The following is a 17,611-nucleotide window of genomic DNA, read 5'->3' as shown; positions in this document are numbered from 1 at the left end:
CCTCTGCTGTAGACACTCGTTTGACAGGGGGATAAACCTGCGGGGACCAAGTTTTTTGTGCGCCGAGAGAGCCCTATGCCAACCCTGAACGACATCCGATCGACCTTTCTGAACTACTTTGAAAAACAGGGGCATGAGGTCGTGGCGTCCAGCCCGCTGGTGCCGCGCAACGACCCGACGCTGATGTTCGTCAATTCGGGCATGGTGCAGTTCAAGAACCTGTTCACCGGATTGGAAACACGTGACTACAAGCGCGCCACCACGGCGCAGAAATGCGTGCGTGCCGGCGGCAAGCACAACGATCTCGACAATGTGGGTTACACGGCGCGCCACCATACATTCTTCGAGATGTTGGGGAACTTCTCGTTTGGTGATTACTTCAAACACGAAGCGATCCCATTCGCGTGGGAGCTGATCACCAGGGAATTTGGGATCGACAAGAACCGCCTGCTGACAACGGTCTATCATACCGATGACGAAGCGTTTGAAATCTGGAAAAAGGTCGGTGTACCCGAAGACCGGATCATCCGCATCGCCACCAGCGACAATTTCTGGCAGATGGGCCCGACCGGCCCCTGCGGCCCGTGTACCGAGATCTTCTACGACCACGGAGACCACATCTGGGGTGGTCCTCCGGGCTCTGCCGAAGAGGACGGCGATCGGTTCATTGAAATCTGGAACGTCGTCTTCATGCAAAACGAGCAGTTCGAAGACGGCTCGATGGTCGAGCTCGACATGCAGTCGATCGATACGGGCATGGGGCTCGAGCGGATCGGCGCATTGTTGCAGGGCAGCCATGACAACTATGACACCGATCTGTTCAAGGCACTGATCGAGGCCTCGGCCGATGCGACTGGCGTGGATCCTTACGGGGATCAGAACGTACACCACCGTGTGATCGCGGACCACCTGCGTTCGACTTCGTTCCTGATTGCGGATGGCGTGATGCCCAGCAATGATGGCCGCGGTTATGTTCTACGCCGCATCATGCGTCGTGCCATGCGTCATGCGCATCTGTTGGGTGCTAAGGATCCGGTCATGCACCGGCTTGTCCCGGCATTGGTCCAACAGATGGGCGGTCACTATGCCGAGTTGACCCAGGCACAGCCATTGATCGAAGAGACCTTGTTGCTTGAAGAAACGCGTTTCAAGCAGACGCTGGACCGGGGGTTGAGGCTGCTGGACGATGAGGTGTCCGGCCTTTCCGAGGGGGCGCCTTTGTCCGGTGAAGCGGCATTCAAACTGTATGACACCTACGGTTTCCCACTGGACCTGACACAGGATGCTCTGCGTGAAAAAGGCCGGACAGTTGACACCGAAGGCTTTGAAACGGCGATGGCCGAACAAAAGGCCAAAGCGCGGGCTGCCTGGGCCGGGTCCGGTGAAGCCGCGGATCAGGCGGTATGGTTCGATGTTCTGGACAGCGCCGGGGCGACCGACTTCCTTGGCTATGACACCGAGAAAGCCGAAGCTCAGGTTGTGGCACTGGTTGTCGACGGTGCCTTGGTTGACAAGATCGAAGCGGGAAACAGCGGCTGGGTCGTGGTGAACCAGACGCCGTTTTATGGCGAAGCTGGTGGCCAGGTGGGCGACACCGGCGAGTTGCGGCGTCTTGAAGATCGCGATCACCTCAGCCGGGTGGAGGACACCAGAAAATTCGCCGATGGGAAGGTCTATGCACATAAGGTGACGGTCTTCAGCGGTGCCGTGTCAAAAGGCGATTCTGTCGAGCTGGAAGTCGATCATGCGCGCCGCACGGCAATCCGGGCCAACCATTCGGCCACGCACTTGCTGCATGAAGCGCTGCGGGAAACGCTGGGCGACCATGTGGCGCAGCGCGGCTCGCTGAATGCGGCGGATCGTCTGCGGTTCGACTTCAGCCATTCCAAAGCGCTGAGCCTGGAGGAAATCCAGAAGATCGAACGTGAGGTGAACGGTTTCATCCGCCAGAACTCGGCTGTCGAGACACGGGTCATGACACCGGATGACGCACGCAAACTGGGCGCGCAGGCACTGTTCGGCGAGAAATACGGTGACGAGGTGCGTGTTGTTTCGATGGGCAAGGCTCCTACGGGCAAGGGCCATGATGGCGAAACCTGGTCGATCGAACTGTGCGGCGGCACCCATGTGCGCCAGACGGGTGACATCGGCACCTTTGTCATCCTGGGCGACAGCGCAAGCAGTGCAGGCGTCCGCCGCATCGAGGCACTGACCGGGGATGAAGCGCTCCGTTACCTTTCGGCACAGGATCATCGTCTTGCGCAGGTGGCGTCGGAACTGAAGGCGCAGCCGGATGATGTGGTGGCCCGCGTGAAAAGCCTGCTGGAGGAACGCAAGTCATTGCAGAACGAAGTGGCTCAACTGCGTCGAGATCTGGCGATGGCCGGCGGGAGCGGGCAGGGCGGCGGTGCCGAAGCGCGTGATGTGAACGGCGTGAAGTTCATAGCGCAGGCCCTCAGCGGGGTGTCCGGCAAGGATCTTCCGGCATTGATCGACGAACACAAGGCGCGTCTTGGGTCGGGGGCGGTGTTGCTCATCGCGGATACCGGCGGCAAGGCCGCGGTAGCGGCTGGCGTCACCGAAGACCTGACAGGAACCGTTTCGGCGGTCGATCTGGTCAAGGCCGCCGTGGTGGAATTGGGCGGCAAGGGCGGCGGCGGCCGCCCGGATATGGCCCAGGGCGGTGGACGGGATGCGTCAAACGCGGATTCGGCGATCAAGGCCGCAGAACAGGTTTTGGGAGGGTAAGATGGCCGCACTCTGGATTGCACATGTGACGGTGACCGATGCCGAGGCGTATGGAAAATATGCCGAATTGGCCGGGCCGACCATTGCCAAGCACGGGGGCACTTTCATCGCCCGTGCGGCGCGTTACGTTCAGTTGGAAGGCAAGGAACGGCCACGCAACGTTGTTGCCCGTTTCCCGTCGCTTGAAGCGGCTGTGGAATGCTACAACTCGGTTGAGTATCAAGAAGCATTGAGTCATGCGCGCGACGCCAGTGAACGTGAATTGGTTGTGGTTGAAATCACGGAGTGAACGTCTGCGTTCACGAAGTGTAGCGCGGTTTGCCCGGTGAACGGGCAACCAATAGGCAATCATTGGCTTATGCCAACAATCGGTCAAGGGAGCTCAGCCCGTCAACAGGGGTCTGGGTTTATTTTTGCATTATTTCAATCTCTTATACTGCCATGCTATCGCGGATTTGCGCGTTTAGCGCCTGAATTGTGGCTGCGTGACCCAAATTCTTGCGCAAAAAGGTCAGATTGACGGACGAATTTCCGCCCTTTTTCCCCTTCAACTTTTTAGGTGATTGCCTGAGCGGGGTTGTTCGCGGATAGTTTCACGAATCGGAATGCGACCCTGTTTGACGTGCAATCGTACGAAGAACATCGGATTGGGGTACAGGCATGAAACACTTCACAAATCTGGCCAAGCGGTTTGGTGCAAGACTTCTGCCGGTTTCAGTGCGGGCTTTCAGCATCAGTTTTTTGGGCGTTTGCACCATCGCCATAGCCCCCATAGCACATGCGTCCGGGAACGGGTTTATCCCAAGTGTCGCGGCCTCTCCGCCACCGTCAGGGGCGGCCAACCTGTGCGCTGAGTACAAATGGGCCTGTGCCGAAAAACGTTCCGTATCCCTGTCCAGCCAGCAAGAACTGAAGGTTGTCGAACAGATAAATCGGCGCGTGAACAGATCGACGCGAGAAGTCACCGATCAATCCCAGTACAAGATGACCGAGCGTTGGGCGCTTCCGACGGCCAGGGGCGGCGATTGCGAAGACTTCGCGCTGTTGAAGAAAAGAGATTTGATCCATGCCGGGGTCGATCCAAGTAAATTGTTGATCGCTACGGTTCTGGACACGCGTCGGGTGCCTCATGCGGTGCTGGTGTATCGCTCTTCAAACGGTGATTTGGTTTTGGACAACCTCACAAACCGTATCAAACCCTGGACGGCAACGCGGTACCTGTTCCTTCGCATGCAAGACCCGAACCGGCCCGGACGTTGGGTTGGTGTTTACGGGCATAGCTGAGGAAAACTGGAAATCTTTTTGAGAAGCTTAATACCGGTGCAATCGACTCTTGCACCGGTATTTTTGCTTCCAAATCAGAACGTTTCGCCGCCGCCTTCGTTTTCGCCGCCGCCTTCGTTTTCACCGCCGCCTTCGTTTTCACCGCCGCCTTCGTTTTCGCCACCGCCTTCGTTTTCACCGCCGCCTTCGTTTTCACCGCCGCCTTCGTTTTCGCCACCGCCTTCGTTTTCACCGCCGCCTTCGTTTTCGCCGCCGCCGCCGCTTTCTCCTCCGCCGCCAGAGCCGCTGCCTTCGCCCCCTCGGCCAGTGCCACCGCCGCCGGTGCCGCCATTTTCACCGCTTGTACCGCCAGTTCCACCGCTTAAACCGCCGCCTCCTCCGAAATCCGGGCTGCTGTCGACTGTCTCATCGGACGGACCATCTCCGGACCGCTGATCACTTGCGCCGATCGAGGCCGTGGGAAAATCAGAAAGCAAGTCTGCAAGTGGTGTACATTCAGCTCCAACACGCGCCAGAATTTGATCGAAATCGTGCCGGCGTTGAATGTATCGGATCATGCCCGATGTCACAGCGTCGCACTCACATAACACCTGTGCGGATGCTGCGGATTGTCTGGCTGTTTGAACGGTACATGTTCCGGCTGCGAAAGCTTCGCCCGCGGGCGAAAACAAAAACGTCGTAGCAACAAAATACAGCGGGATATTGCGGGACCGGATACCCATTTGGAACTCCTCGAAACTCGATACTTTACTACGTGTTCATATGAACCACCGAAGCGAGTGTGTTTATGAACGACGTCACACAACTGGCACAATTTCACCTTAAACGGGTCTCAATCACAATATGTGGATTGGGGGAGTGATGGAGAATTAATGCAACCTAAAGAAGAAATATTAATCTTTTCAATTGAAAACCGGGCGTAGTGCCCGGTTGTCCGTTTTTTATCTTTCGTCCGTTTGGACGCAAAATTGCCACACTTGGGCAATTGTTTCCGATTGCGGCAGCGGTCTGCCGGGTAAATCAGGCCGACTTGGCCATCCGCTTGCGCTCGTGCGGGTCAAGATAACGCTTGCGCAAGCGCACTGCATTCGGGGTGACTTCGACCAGTTCGTCGTCGTCAATATAAGCAATAGCCTCTTCCAGCGAGAACTGAATATGCGGCGTTAGACGAACCGCATCGTCCGAGCCACTGGCGCGTACGTTTGTCAGCTTCTTGCCTTTCAGCGGGTTCACTTCCAGATCATTGTCACGAGAATGCTCGCCAATCACCATGCCTTGATAGACATCCGTTTGAGGACCGACAAACATCCGGCCACGCTCCTCCAGGTTCCACAGGGCATAGGCCACGGCTTGGCCATTCTCCATAGAGATCAGAACACCCGCCCGGCGGCCCGGGATCGGGCCTTTGTGCGGCGCCCAGCCATGGAACACGCGGTTCAGAACGCCTGTGCCGCGGGTGTCAGTCAGGAATTCGCCGTGATAGCCAATCAGGCCACGGGACGGTACGTGGGCAATGATGCGGGTCTTGCCTGCACCTGCCGGGCGCATCTCGACCAACTCACCTTTGCGGGCCCCGGTGATCTTTTCGATCACGGCGCCCGAGTATTCATCGTCAACGTCAATGGTGACTTCCTCGATCGGTTCCAGCCGCTGGCCGTTTTCCTCGCGGAACAGAACCTGCGGGCGCGAGATGCTGAGTTCGAACCCTTCACGGCGCATGTTCTCGATCAGAACACCCATCTGCAATTCGCCGCGGCCCGCAACCTCGAAAGCCTCGCCGCCGGGTGTGTCGGTGACGCGAATCGCGACATTGGATTCGGCTTCTTTCATCAGGCGATCACGGATGACGCGCGACTGAACCTTCTTGCCGTCACGACCGGCCAACGGAGAATCATTGATGCCAAAAGTTACGGTGATCGTCGGCGGGTCGATGGGCTGTGCAGGCAGGGCTTCTTCGACCTGCGGAGCAACCAGAGAATCCGCCACGGTGGCTTTGCTCATGCCGGCGATGGTGACGATGTCACCGGCTTCGGCCACATCGATAGGTTGCTGTGCCAGCCCACGGAATGCCAATATTTTTGAGGCGCGAAAGTTTTCGATCAACGATCCGTCACGGCTCAGGGCTTTCAGGCTGTCGCCAGCTTTCAATGTGCCGCTTTCCACACGACCCGTCAGAATGCGGCCGATGAAAGGATCGCTGCCCAAAGTGGTGGCCAGCATCCGGAACGGCTCGCCCTTATGCGCGATCTGTTTCGGGGCAGGAACGTGATCGACGATCAGATCAAACAGTGCGCTCAGGTCCTTGCGCGGGCCGTCCAGCTCCATATCCGCCCAGCCTGAACGGCCTGAGGCATACATGGCCGGGAAATCCAATTGATCATCATCGGCACCGAGGTTTGCGAACAGGTCAAAGCATTCATCCAGTGCGCGATCAGGTTCCGCATCCGGCTTGTCGACCTTGTTCAGAACCACGATCGGGCGCAGGCCCAGCGCCAACGCCTTCGACGTCACGAATTTGGTCTGCGGCATCGGGCCTTCGGCGGCGTCAACCAGCAGGACAACGCCATCGACCATGCTGAGGATACGCTCGACCTCACCACCGAAATCGGCGTGGCCGGGGGTGTCGACGATGTTGATGCGTGTGTCTTTCCATTCGACCGAAGTTGCCTTGGCCAGAATGGTGATGCCACGCTCGCGCTCCAGATCGTTGCTGTCCATGGCGCGTTCCGCCACGGCCTGGTTTTCCCGGAACGCGCCGGATTGTTTGAGCAGCTCATCCACCAGGGTCGTCTTGCCGTGGTCCACGTGAGCGATGATTGCGATGTTGCGCAGGTCCATGAGAGGTCAGCCTTTGAACGGGAAGTTGCCGCGCGCATAGCGCGGCGCGACAAAATATACCAGCCCTAACCGATGATCAGTGACCGGCAGTCTTGGAAAAGAGGTGAATGATCAGGATTCCGGACAAGATCAACGTCAACCCCAGGATCGCAGGCCAATCCAGCCTTTGGCCGAACACGATGAATCCGATCACGGCGATCAGAAAGATGCCCAGACCGGACCAGATCGCATAAACGATACCGACAGGCATGTATTTCAGCGTCAGCGCCATGAGATAAAATGCGAGTCCGTACCCCACGACCACAAGGACGGACGGCCAGAACCGGGTGAATTGTTGACTGGCCTGCAAGGCCGTGGTGCCAATGGTTTCCGCAACAACAGCCAGCATCAGATACAGATACGCTTGGGGCATTTTGATCCTCGAAACAGGAAAGATACCCTCGCGTTGAGCATGAAACCGAAGGGGTGGGCAAGGCGATTTTTTGGGTCTGAGGATATGAGAATACCATCTGAGGTCAGGTATACCTGACTATTCAGAGAATCGAATTGGTGTAGTCTTCTCAACGTATTTTATGATTTGTTATTGAGTTTTGAGTTATGACGACATTTTCGAAATCCGTAATATTTGCTGCGGGTCTGATAGTGGCGATTGGGTGGCTTGCTGACGGGGGGTCCGTCGAAGTTGAAGCAGCCAACATGGTTGAACAGTTTGATGGTAGTAGTGTTTTTTAAGCGCCACGTAGAGCTTAGCAGGGAAAAAGGAGCCGTCGGGCTCCTTTTTTCTTTTCTGCCTAGTGGTGTACAGCCTCGACGCTCTGGAAGTGTGCAGCCAGTTGCGGTTGCAGCCAATCCCACAGCCCGGGAGAACCTGCTGCAATCGCAGGCTGAACGCGTGCCTCAAGCTGGGCATATGTTACCTTGTAATCGACCCACGATCCGCCACCGGTTTCCAGATTGGCGACAGGTGTCTGAAAACGATCAACGGCTTTGGCGAACCTGGCGTCGGGGCTGTCTGCCGCTTCAAACTCGTGCCACAGTGTCGTGAAGGTGTTGCATTGCGTGTCGGGCAGCAACCCGAACAAGCGCTTGGCGGCCGCTTGTTCCTTGGCTGCTTGCGCTGCGTGATCGACCTGCCCGTGGATCGGATTGTCGCCAGCGTCGATTTCAACGATATCGTGCAGCAACAGCATCTGAAGGACCCGACCAACACTGACCCCCGGGGGCGCGTTTTCAGCCAGGACCCAGGCGTAGAGCATGATGTGCCATGAGTGTTCTGCCGAGTTTTCGAAACGATCACCCGCCATCAGCCGCGAGGCACGGAGAACAGACTTCAGCTGATCAGCTTCGGTCAGAAACGCCAGCCGTGTCGTAAACGCGTTGGCCTGCGAATCTGCACCAGCCAGCAGGTTTGCGGCGTGCTCGTAGGCCAGTGGAAAAACCTTTTCCAGATAGGCGGCGCGACCGCCTTCGAGATTTGAACGCGCTATGTCCACGTGATCCGGATCTGGGTTCGGGGCACACAGAACCTGAAACAGTGGCTGACAACGATCCAGAACCTTTGCAAACCGGGCGTCGGCGGTCTGATCCTCTTCAAATTCACGCCAGACAGCGTGAAACGCATCGGCCTGATCCTTTGGCAAAAGCCCAAACAGTTCTTTGGCTGCAGCTTGCTCAGCTTTGGCAACCAAGTTCCAGTCAGTCTTAAGGTGGATTGGATGGTCGCCGACAACGATTTCAACCAGGTCATGCAGCAACAGCATGCGTATGACCCGATCAATCGAGACATCCGGCCCTGCCAACGGGGCCATGACAAGGGCCCACAAGGCCAGATGCCAGCTGTGTTCGGCCGATTTTTCGGGTCTGGACTGATCAAGCAGGACATTTGCCCGCTCGACCATTTTCAGTTCGTCGGCCCGTTTCAGAAATGCGATTTGCGCCGACAGACGGTCGGTCATTGCTTTTCGATCGCCTTCTGCTTTGCGCGATGCGCAGACAAGCGTTTGATCACGTACTGCCTGGCTTTCCGTTCAGCCAACCGAACACGGATTTCCGTCAGAAACGCCTCTTCCAGAGACTGAGACGCGGCCCCGAGCACTTCACCAACTTCGACAAAGAACCTGTCTTCGCCTGTCTCATCCATAACCTTCATCGTATCTTCGGCCAGTTTGGCGGCAAGAGATGTGATGGTGTCGGACATCAGCGGGTGTTCTCGGTCAGGCGGCGTTTCACATAGTCGCTGACATTGGTGATCAGCGTATCCATATGACGATCCTGAAAGAAGTGATCTGCACCTTCCACTTCGGTGTGAGTGATGGTGATTCCCTTCTGCTCGTGCAGCTTGTTCACCAGCGAGGTCGTGTCAGCCGGTGGCGCCACCCTGTCAGCGGTGCCGTTGATGATCAGGCCGGAAGACGGGCAGGGGGCAAGGAACGAAAAGTCATACATGTTTGCAGGGGGCGATACACTGATGAACCCCGTGATCTCAGGGCGGCGCATCAGCAGTTGCATACCGATCCACGCACCGAACGAGAAACCTGCGACCCAGCAGTGTTTCGAATTGTTGTTCATCGATTGCAGGTAGTCCAGCGCCGACGCCGCATCGCTCAGCTCGCCCACGCCCTGATCATACTCGCCCTGGCTGCGACCGACGCCGCGGAAGTTAAAGCGCAACACGGTGAAACCCATGTTGTAGAAGGCATAGTGCAGATTGTAGACCACCTTGTTGTTCATGGTCCCGCCGAACTGAGGGTGCGGGTGAAGCACGATGGCGATCGGTGCGTCTTTTTCCTTTTGCGGGTGGTAGCGGCCTTCCAGGCGGCCTTCGGGTCCGGGAAAAATCACCTCGGGCATGTGTGCTTTGGTCCTGTCTTTTTCGTACCGATGCCCGGATATACTTGACGATAATCGTCGGGCACCTTAGAACGGTTCTAATTATATTGCTTGGCGCATACCAGCGCTGTCAGTCGGAGATACGCACTGGCAACGTCGGCGTCAATGATTTCGCGCAAATCCTGCTGAAAGGGGACATGGAATGAAGCTGTCGACCAAAGGCCGTTACGCAATGGTCGCCCTGGCGGATATTGCGCTCCAGCCGACGGAACGACTGGTGACGCTCGGGGAAATCTCCGAGAGGCAGGACATTTCGTTGCCATATCTCGAGCAGCTCTTCGTCAAACTCCGCCGGGCGGACTTGGTGTCTTCCGTGCGGGGGCCCGGCGGCGGGTATCGACTGGCACGCCCGGCATCCGAAATTCGTGTCGTCGAAATTCTGGCGGCCGTGGACGAAACCGTTGATGCGCTGCAAAAAGGGGCCGGAGCGTCCGGGGCCTCGTCCGGCAGCCGCGCTCAATCATTGACCAATCGGCTTTGGGAAAGTCTCAGTGCGCATGTCTATGTGTTCCTGCATCAAACCCGTTTGTCAGATGTGATCAAGAACGACCTCGCCCCGTGCCCGGCCGTTCCGAGCCTGTTTTCCGTTGTAGATGAATGATCTGAACGGGCGGGATATGAAATGAAGCCTGTCGGCAAAAAGATGTATCCATGAAACGTGTTTATCTGGATCACAATGCAACAACGCCGCTGCGCCCCGAAGCGAGGGACGCGATGATTGCGGCGATGGATGTCTGCGGCAATCCCTCGTCGGTTCATGCGGAAGGTCGGGCCGCCAAAGCTCTGATCGAGCGCGCCCGGGCCCAGGTTGCATCGGCCTTTGGGGCGGATGGAGCGGATATCGTCTTTACATCTGGGTCAACCGAAGGTTCGGCGCTGGCCTTGTCGGGGCGCCAATTGCACGGCGCGGCGATTGAACATGACGCGGTAAGAGCTTGGATCAAAGAGGATCTTACGGTTTCCGAGGCCGGAGACGTGCAGGTAATCGCGCCCGAAATGTCGACATTGCAATTGGCAAACTCAGAGACGGGGATTGTTCAAACACTGCCGTCCGGCCTAGCCGTGACAGACGCCACACAGGCTTTTGGCAAGCTGCCCGTCGCGTTCAACTGGATGAATGCACAGATGGCCCTGGTCTCGGCGCATAAACTGGGCGGTCCAAAGGGTGTCGGGGCCGTTGTGATGCGGCGCGGAACCGATCTGGCAGCACAGATCAAGGGGGGCGGCCAGGAAATGGGCCGCAGGTCAGGAACCGAAAATGTCATTGGTATCGTGGGGTTCGGGGCCGCAGCTGAAGCTGCGATGCGGGATCTGGCCAATGGCGTTTGGGAGCAGATCGAAGAATTTAGAAATATTCTAGAAAACGCTCTTGAGGCCGCTGTAAAATCACCTATTTTTGTCGGGAAAGGGCGGCAACGCCTGCCGAACACCCTGTGTTTTGCTGCGCCCGGGTGGAAGGGCGAAACCCAGGTTATGCAAATGGACCTGTCGGGATTTGCGGTCAGTGCGGGCTCTGCCTGTTCCAGCGGCAAGGTTCGTTCCAGCGCGGTGCTTACCGCCATGGGATTTGACGAGGAAACGGCCAGCAGCGCAATCCGCGTATCGCTGGGACCTCGGACAACGGAAGAAGATGTGCTGCGTTTCGCCGAAACGTGGCTTGAGAAAGAGAAAAAGCATCGCGCGCGCGCCGCGTGATCTGACGGAGGGTAAGTTATGGCCGCTTTGGACCAGACCCAGGTGAAAGAGGGTGTCGATCAGGAAACCGTGGATGCGGTGCGTGAGGTCGGAACCTATAAATACGGCTGGGACACGGACATCGAAATGGAGTACGCGCCGAAAGGTGTGAACCCGGACATCGTTCGTCTGATCTCGGAAAAGAATGAAGAACCGGAATGGATGACCGAGTGGCGTCTGGCCGCGTTTGAGCGCTGGACCAAGATGGAAGAACCGAAATGGGCCATGGTCACGTATCCCGAGATCGATTTTCAGGACCAGTATTACTATGCGCGTCCGAAATCGATGGAAGAGAAACCCAAATCGCTGGACGATGTCGACCCCAAGCTGCTGGCCACTTACGAAAAGCTTGGTATCCCTCTGAAAGAACAGATGATTCTGGCCGGCGTCGAAGGTGCTGAGGATGCTCCGGCCGAGGGTCGCAAGGTTGCTGTGGACGCGGTGTTTGACTCGGTGTCCGTCGGCACGACCTTTCAGGCCGAGCTGAAAAAGGCCGGTGTGATTTTCTGTTCGATTTCCGAAGCGATCAAGGAACACCCTGATCTGGTCAAAAAGTATCTGGGCACTGTGGTTCCGGTGTCGGACAACTTTTACGCGACATTGAACTCGGCGGTGTTTTCGGATGGGTCCTTCGTCTACATTCCGCCCGGTGTCCGCTGCCCGATGGAGCTGAGCACCTATTTCCGAATCAACGCCGAAAACACGGGCCAGTTCGAGCGCACGCTGATCATCGCTGACAAAGGCTCGTACGTGTCCTATCTGGAAGGCTGCACCGCGCCCCAGCGCGACACCGCGCAGCTGCACGCGGCCGTGGTCGAGATCATCGTCGAAGAAGATGCAGAGGTGAAATACTCGACCGTTCAGAACTGGTTCCCCGGGGATGAGAACGGCAAGGGCGGCATCTATAACTTTGTGACCAAACGCGCCGATTGCCGAGGTGATCGGTCCAAAGTGATGTGGACGCAGGTGGAAACTGGGTCTGCCGTGACCTGGAAATACCCGTCCTGCATCCTGCGCGGCAACGAAAGTCAGGGTGAGTTCTATTCGATCGCGATTGCCAACAACTATCAGCAGGCCGATACCGGCACCAAGATGGTTCATCTGGGCAAGAACACAAAGTCGCGCATCGTGTCCAAGGGCATCAGTGCGGGCAAGGCGCAGAACACCTATCGTGGTCTGGTCTCGATGCACCCGAAGGCCAAGGACAGCCGCAACTACACCCAGTGTGACAGCTTGCTGATCGGCGACAAATGCGGCGCGCATACGGTTCCATATATCGAGGTCAAGAACAACTCGTCCCGCGTTGAGCATGAGGCGACGACATCCAAGGTGGATGACGATCAGCTGTTCTATTGCCGTCAGCGCGGCATGGATGAAGAAGAGGCCGTGGCTTTGGTGGTCAACGGGTTCTGCAAAGACGTTCTGCAAGCACTGCCGATGGAGTTCGCCATGGAAGCGCAGCAACTGGTGGCAATCTCGCTGGAAGGGTCGGTTGGCTGATGACGCGGGCGTCACGAAGCGGCATCCGGAAAGAAGACGTGCTGACCTGGCTGGGTTACGCGTTGCCGGTTCTTGGCGGTCTGCTGGGTATGGCTTACGTCAACATCAACCACATGGAATTCATCAACCCGGTTTGGGCGGTTGGCGGAGGGGCGATCCTGGGCTGGATCGTCGCGCGTCTGATCCGCAAGTTGCTGGGATAAAAAGGTTTCGGGGCCACGGTGCCCCCCTGCGATACGCAAAAGGATAAAAAATGCTGGAAATCAAGAATCTGCACGTGAAGCTTGAAGAAGAAGACAAGCAGATCCTAAAGGGTGTGGACCTGACGGTTGAAGCCGGCAAGGTACACGCGATCATGGGGCCTAACGGGTCAGGCAAGTCAACACTCAGCTACGTGCTGTCGGGCCGCGACGGGTACGAAGTGACCGAGGGTTCCGCCACGCTGGATGGCGAGGATCTGCTGGAGATGGAACCGGAAGAGCGCGCCGCTGCCGGCGTGTTTCTGGCCTTCCAGTACCCGGTCGAAATTCCGGGCGTGGGCAACATGACCTTCCTGCGCACCGCCGTGAATGCACAGCGCAAGGCGCGGGGTGAGGACGAGCTGTCCGCCGCGGATTTCCTCAAGGAAGTGCGTGCCAAGGCCAAGACGCTGAAGATCGACGCGGATATGCTCAAGCGTCCGGTCAATGTGGGCTTCTCGGGCGGTGAAAAAAAGCGCAATGAAATCCTGCAAATGGCCATGCTGGAACCCAAGATGTGCATCATGGACGAAACCGACTCGGGTCTGGATGTGGATGCGATGAAATTGGTCGCCGAAGGTGTGAATGCGCTGCGCGATGAAGGTCGCGGGTTCCTGGTCATCACCCATTACCAGCGCCTGCTGGATCACATCAAACCCGACGTCGTGCACATCATGGCCGATGGCCGCATTGTCAAAACCGGAGGCCCAGATCTGGCGCTTGAGGTTGAAAACAACGGTTATGCCGACATTCTTGCCGAGGTGAACTGATGGCCTTGCCCGAAGTCAAACAAACCGCGACCGAGGCCCGGCTGTCTGCCTTGACCATGCCCGACGCGGGATGCACCCGCGCCGCGCGCGAAGACGCGCTGGCCCGTGTTCTGGAAACTGGTCTGCCCGGACGGCGTGACGAATATTGGAAATACACTCAACCGGACACTCTGGTCTCGCCAGACGCGCCTCCGGCTGCGGTGTTTGCCGATGATGAGCCGTTGATGTTCAGCGGACTCGACCGGCTGAACATCGTCTTCGTGGACGGTGAATTCAGCGCCGAAGAGTCGGATGACCTGACGCTGGAAGGCGTGACCATCGACCGGCTCGAGGATATCTGCTGCAAGGACATTCATTGGGCGAAAGACCTGTATGGCGTGCTTGAGACGCGCGGTCAGTCTCCGGTCCAGCGTCCGCTGGCGGCGCTGAACACGGCTTTTGCGTCGGATGGTGTGGCCATTCATGTCACCGGCAAACCGTCCAAACCGATCAACCTGATCTATCGTCATGCGTCGCCGACCTCGGATGCGATCCTGCACCACGTCATTCGCGTGGAAAGCGGGGCCGAGGCCACCATACTGGAAACCGGCCCGGCTGCGTCACGCTTCAACAAATGCATGGAGATCGACATCGCCGACAAGGGCACGCTGCACCATGTGCGCGCGCAGGGCAGGGACCATGAACGCCGGGCCGCGACCCATATGTTCACCCGTCTGGGTACGGAGTCTGTCTATAAATCCTTCACTTTGACAGTGAATGGCGTGCTGACCCGCAATGAGCAGGTCGTTGAGCTGACAGGCGATGACGCGGTCGCCCATGTGGCCGGGGCCTGTGTTGGCGATGGAGACTTCCATCATGATGACACGGTTTTCATCACCCATGACGCGGTAAACTGCGAAAGCCGTCAGGTGTTCAAGAAAGTGCTGCGCAACGGGGCGACCGGCGTGTTTCAGGGCAAGATCCTCGTGAAGGAAGGCGCCCAGAAAACCGACGGTTACCAGATCAGCCAATCGCTGCTGCTGGATGATGACAGCCAGTTCCTCGCCAAGCCCGAGCTTGAGATCTATGCCGATGACGTGGCGTGTTCGCATGGCTCGACCTCGGGTGCGATCGACGAAACCGCGCTGTTCTATCTGCGGTCCCGTGGCGTGCCGGTCAAGGACGCAACCAACATGCTGACTTTGGCCTTTCTTGCCGAAGCGGTGGATGAGATCGAAGACAGCGCCTTGGCGGAAGAGATCGTAAGCCGTCTGGAAGGGTGGCTGGCGCGTCGTAGCTGATGGCCGTCTCGTCTGACATATTGGCCACATACCGGGGGCCGGGGCGCGTGGTGCGCCGGCTTCTTGAAATGGGTCAGCGGGAAGACAGGGCGCTGGTGTTTGTCATGGCATTTTGCGTTGTGGCCTTTGTCGCGCAAATGCCCAGCCTTGCCCGCAAAGCGCATCTTGAAGGCGTCGAGCTGAACATGCTTTTGGGCGGCGCTTTACTGGGGTCGGTGTTCATACTGCCGTTGTTTTTCTACACGCTGGCGCTGATTTCCTATTGGGCAGCGCGGATGGCGGGCGGGCAGGGCACTGCTTATGGCGCACGACTGGCCCTGTTCTGGGCGTTGTTGGCATCCGCCCCCCTGGTCTTGTTGAATGGTCTGGTTGCCGGGTTCATCGGGCCCGGGCCCGCTTTGACAATTGTGGGCATCGTCTGGGTTGCTGTTTTTGTCTGGTTCTGGTTATCCGGTCTGAGACAAGTACAAAGGTCCGCTGCATGACTATCAATTCCCTCGGCGCTCTGGCGGTTCTGACGATCAGAAGCCCCGACCAAGCCGCCCGCCAGCTGTTGTCCCTGAAACCGGGGCGGGAAGGGTTGTGGTTGGCCTTTGCGCTGGCAGTGGTTTTGAACTGTCTCGTGCAGTTGGGAATCGATTTGTCGGTGCCTGTGCCGCAAGGTCAAATCGCACCACCACCCGAAAGTGTCCCAGTTGTTTTGCTGCGATCCGCCGGAGCAATGCTGCTGAGCATCCTCGCGTTCTTCGTCGTTGGAAAAGCGATAGGCGGCAAAGCAAGCTTTGACGATCTGATGGTCCTGACGGTGTGGTTGCAGTTCCTGCAAATCGTCGCCCTGGTCATGACCCTTATTCTAAGCCTGACGATGCCGTTTCTGATGATGATGATGCTGTTCGCGACGGCGATCCTGAGCCTTTACATCACGCTTCATTTCCTGAACGAAGCGCATCAATTCGGATCCCTTTGGAAGTCTTTCGCCGTAATTCTGTTGTCAGCCCTGATTGCGGTTCCCTTCGTCCTGTATTTAACACCGGCCGCGCCTGTCTAGGAAAACCGTATCATGTATGATGTGCAGAAAATTCGCTCTGACTTTCCGATCCTGTCACGTCAGGTGAATGGCAAGCCGTTGACCTATCTGGACAACGGTGCGTCTGCTCAAAAGCCTCAGGTCGTCATCGATGCGGTGACCCGTGCCTATTCCGAAGAGTATTCGAATGTTCACCGTGGATTGCACTATCTGTCCAATCTGTCGACCGAGAAATACGAAGCTGTTCGGGGGATCATCGCCCGTTTCCTGGGGGCATCGAACGAGGATGAGATCGTTCTGAATTCCGGAACGACCGAAGGGATCAATCTTGTTGCCTATGGCTGGGCCATGCCGCGCCTGGAAGCCGGGGATGAGATCGTCCTGAGCGTCATGGAGCATCACGCCAACATCGTGCCCTGGCATTTCCTGCGGGAACGGCAGGGCGTTGTTCTGAAGTGGGTGGATGTGGACGCGGACGGAGGGCTGGATCCGCAGGCGGTGATCGATGCGATCGGCCCGAAAACCAAACTTGTAGCCGTGACGCAATGTTCCAATGTTCTGGGTACCGTCGTGGATGTCAAAGCCATCACCGAAGGTGCACATGCCAGGGGCGTACCGGTGCTGGTCGATGGCAGTCAGGGCGCGGTGCATATGCCGGTGAACGTGCAGGACATCGGTTGCGACTTTTACGCCATTACCGGCCACAAGCTGTATGGCCCGTCGGGGTCGGGTGCGATCTACATCAAGTCCGAACGCATGGCCGAGATGCGCCCCTTTGTCGGTGGCGGTGACATGATCAAAGAGGTCAGCAAGGATCAGGTGATCTACAACGACCCGCCAATGAAGTTCGAGGCCGGAACACCCGGCATTGTCCAAACAATTGGCCTGGGCGTTGCGCTGGAATACATGATGGATTTGGGAATGGACAACATTGCCGCCCATGAATCCGGCCTGCGGGACTATGCCATGCAGCGCCTGAACGGTCTCAACTGGCTTCAGGTTCAGGGCACGCGGCCAGACAAGGCAGCCATCTTCAGCTTTACGCTGGACGGGGCCGGCCATGCCCATGATGTATCCACGATTCTGGACAAAAAAGGGGTTGCCGTCCGCGCCGGGCATCACTGTGCGGGCCCGCTTATGGATCACCTGGGCGTCACGGCGACCTGCCGTGCCAGCTTTGGTCTATATAACACGACGGATGAGGTCGACACACTGATCGAAGCGCTTGAATTGGCGCATGATCTTTTCGCCTGATTTTGGTTTCAAAGAGGGTGCAACAATCACGATTTTCAGTTGCACCCG

Annotated in this window: 18 protein-coding genes; 12 read left to right on the top strand and 6 right to left on the bottom strand. The window is 57.5% G+C overall.

The features are described 5' to 3' along the window. The first annotated feature begins 75 nt into the window (after nt 1-75). The 3 genes from alaS (at nt 76) to GS614_RS02050 (ending at nt 4,032) form a co-directional block, all read left to right on the top strand. Entirely contained in the window at nt 76-2,748 is a 2,673-nt protein-coding gene (gene alaS, locus GS614_RS02060; RefSeq protein WP_171362841.1) for an alanine--tRNA ligase, read from the top strand. A 1-nt stretch (nt 2,749) separates the two neighbouring features. Next, nucleotides 2,750-3,037 carry a DUF1330 domain-containing protein gene (locus GS614_RS02055; RefSeq protein ID WP_171362842.1) on the top strand — a complete coding sequence of 96 codons (288 nt, stop codon included), beginning with the start codon at nt 2,750-2,752 and terminating at the stop codon, nt 3,035-3,037. 371 nt (nt 3,038-3,408) lie between these two features. After that, on the top strand, nt 3,409-4,032 hold the full coding sequence (locus tag GS614_RS02050; RefSeq protein WP_171362843.1) for a transglutaminase-like cysteine peptidase: 624 nt from the start codon (nt 3,409-3,411) through the stop codon (nt 4,030-4,032). Between the two features lie 74 nt (nt 4,033-4,106). Here GS614_RS02050 and GS614_RS02045 read toward each other — a convergent pair whose 3' ends face one another. The 6 genes from GS614_RS02045 to GS614_RS02020 form a co-directional block, all read right to left on the bottom strand. Further along, on the bottom strand, nt 4,107-4,589 hold the full coding sequence (locus GS614_RS02045) for a hypothetical protein (RefSeq protein WP_171725386.1): 483 nt from the start codon (nt 4,587-4,589) through the stop codon (nt 4,107-4,109). A 463-nt stretch (nt 4,590-5,052) separates the two neighbouring features. Continuing rightward, nucleotides 5,053-6,870 (bottom strand): translational GTPase TypA, encoded by a 1,818-nt coding sequence (gene typA / locus GS614_RS02040; protein ID WP_152458021.1) that lies wholly within the window; start codon nt 6,868-6,870, stop codon nt 5,053-5,055. A gap of 76 nt (nt 6,871-6,946) precedes the next feature. Further along, complete coding sequence (locus GS614_RS02035) at nt 6,947-7,282, bottom strand: multidrug efflux SMR transporter (RefSeq protein ID WP_152458020.1); 336 nt, start codon at nt 7,280-7,282, stop codon at nt 6,947-6,949. Between the two features lie 379 nt (nt 7,283-7,661). Beyond that, entirely contained in the window at nt 7,662-8,825 is a 1,164-nt protein-coding gene (locus tag GS614_RS02030) for an HD family hydrolase (RefSeq protein WP_171725385.1), read from the bottom strand. Beyond that, on the bottom strand, nt 8,822-9,067 hold the full coding sequence (locus tag GS614_RS02025; RefSeq protein ID WP_171725384.1) for a hypothetical protein: 246 nt from the start codon (nt 9,065-9,067) through the stop codon (nt 8,822-8,824). The genes GS614_RS02030 and GS614_RS02025 overlap by 4 nt, the downstream gene beginning before the upstream one ends. Next, nucleotides 9,067-9,720: an alpha/beta hydrolase gene (locus tag GS614_RS02020; protein ID WP_152458017.1), complete on the bottom strand. Its 654-nt coding sequence runs from the start codon at nt 9,718-9,720 to the stop codon at nt 9,067-9,069. The genes GS614_RS02025 and GS614_RS02020 overlap by 1 nt, the downstream gene beginning before the upstream one ends. 181 nt (nt 9,721-9,901) lie before the next feature. On the opposite strand from GS614_RS02020, the gene GS614_RS02015 reads away from it, so the two are divergent. Genes GS614_RS02015 through GS614_RS01975 form a run of 9 tightly spaced genes read left to right on the top strand, consistent with a single transcriptional unit; the run spans nt 9,902 to nt 17,563 of the window. Beyond that, a complete protein-coding gene (locus tag GS614_RS02015) occupies nt 9,902-10,360 on the top strand; it encodes an Rrf2 family transcriptional regulator (protein ID WP_152458016.1) in 459 nt (152 codons plus the stop codon). A 50-nt stretch (nt 10,361-10,410) separates the two neighbouring features. Beyond that, nucleotides 10,411-11,454, top strand: coding sequence for a cysteine desulfurase family protein (locus GS614_RS02010; RefSeq protein ID WP_171725383.1), 1,044 nt, complete (start codon nt 10,411-10,413; stop codon nt 11,452-11,454). 18 nt (nt 11,455-11,472) lie between these two features. After that, the gene (gene sufB / locus GS614_RS02005; RefSeq protein ID WP_171725382.1) at nt 11,473-12,993 is read left to right on the top strand and encodes a Fe-S cluster assembly protein SufB; all 1,521 of its coding nucleotides are present in this window, start codon (nt 11,473-11,475) and stop codon (nt 12,991-12,993) included. Beyond that, nucleotides 12,993-13,196 (top strand): hypothetical protein, encoded by a 204-nt coding sequence (locus GS614_RS02000; protein ID WP_152458013.1) that lies wholly within the window; start codon nt 12,993-12,995, stop codon nt 13,194-13,196. The genes sufB and GS614_RS02000 overlap by 1 nt, the downstream gene beginning before the upstream one ends. Nucleotides 13,197-13,246: 50 nt before the next feature. Beyond that, the gene (gene sufC / locus GS614_RS01995; RefSeq protein WP_152458012.1) at nt 13,247-14,002 is read left to right on the top strand and encodes a Fe-S cluster assembly ATPase SufC; all 756 of its coding nucleotides are present in this window, start codon (nt 13,247-13,249) and stop codon (nt 14,000-14,002) included. Continuing rightward, nucleotides 14,002-15,282, top strand: coding sequence for a SufD family Fe-S cluster assembly protein (locus GS614_RS01990; RefSeq protein WP_152458011.1), 1,281 nt, complete (start codon nt 14,002-14,004; stop codon nt 15,280-15,282). The genes sufC and GS614_RS01990 overlap by 1 nt, the downstream gene beginning before the upstream one ends. Continuing rightward, nucleotides 15,282-15,767 carry a YIP1 family protein gene (locus GS614_RS01985; protein WP_171328358.1) on the top strand — a complete coding sequence of 162 codons (486 nt, stop codon included), beginning with the start codon at nt 15,282-15,284 and terminating at the stop codon, nt 15,765-15,767. The genes GS614_RS01990 and GS614_RS01985 overlap by 1 nt, the downstream gene beginning before the upstream one ends. Beyond that, entirely contained in the window at nt 15,764-16,330 is a 567-nt protein-coding gene (locus tag GS614_RS01980) for a YIP1 family protein (protein WP_171362847.1), read from the top strand. The genes GS614_RS01985 and GS614_RS01980 overlap by 4 nt, the downstream gene beginning before the upstream one ends. A gap of 12 nt (nt 16,331-16,342) precedes the next feature. Next, nucleotides 16,343-17,563 (top strand): cysteine desulfurase, encoded by a 1,221-nt coding sequence (locus GS614_RS01975; protein ID WP_152458008.1) that lies wholly within the window; start codon nt 16,343-16,345, stop codon nt 17,561-17,563. Nucleotides 17,564-17,611: the final 48 nt, after the last annotated feature.

It is taken from the genome of Ruegeria sp. HKCCD6604 (assembly GCF_013110635.1).
In the GTDB taxonomy this organism is placed as follows: Bacteria; Pseudomonadota; Alphaproteobacteria; order Rhodobacterales; family Rhodobacteraceae; genus Ruegeria.
This window is presented reverse-complemented; position numbering and strand designations above follow the sequence as displayed.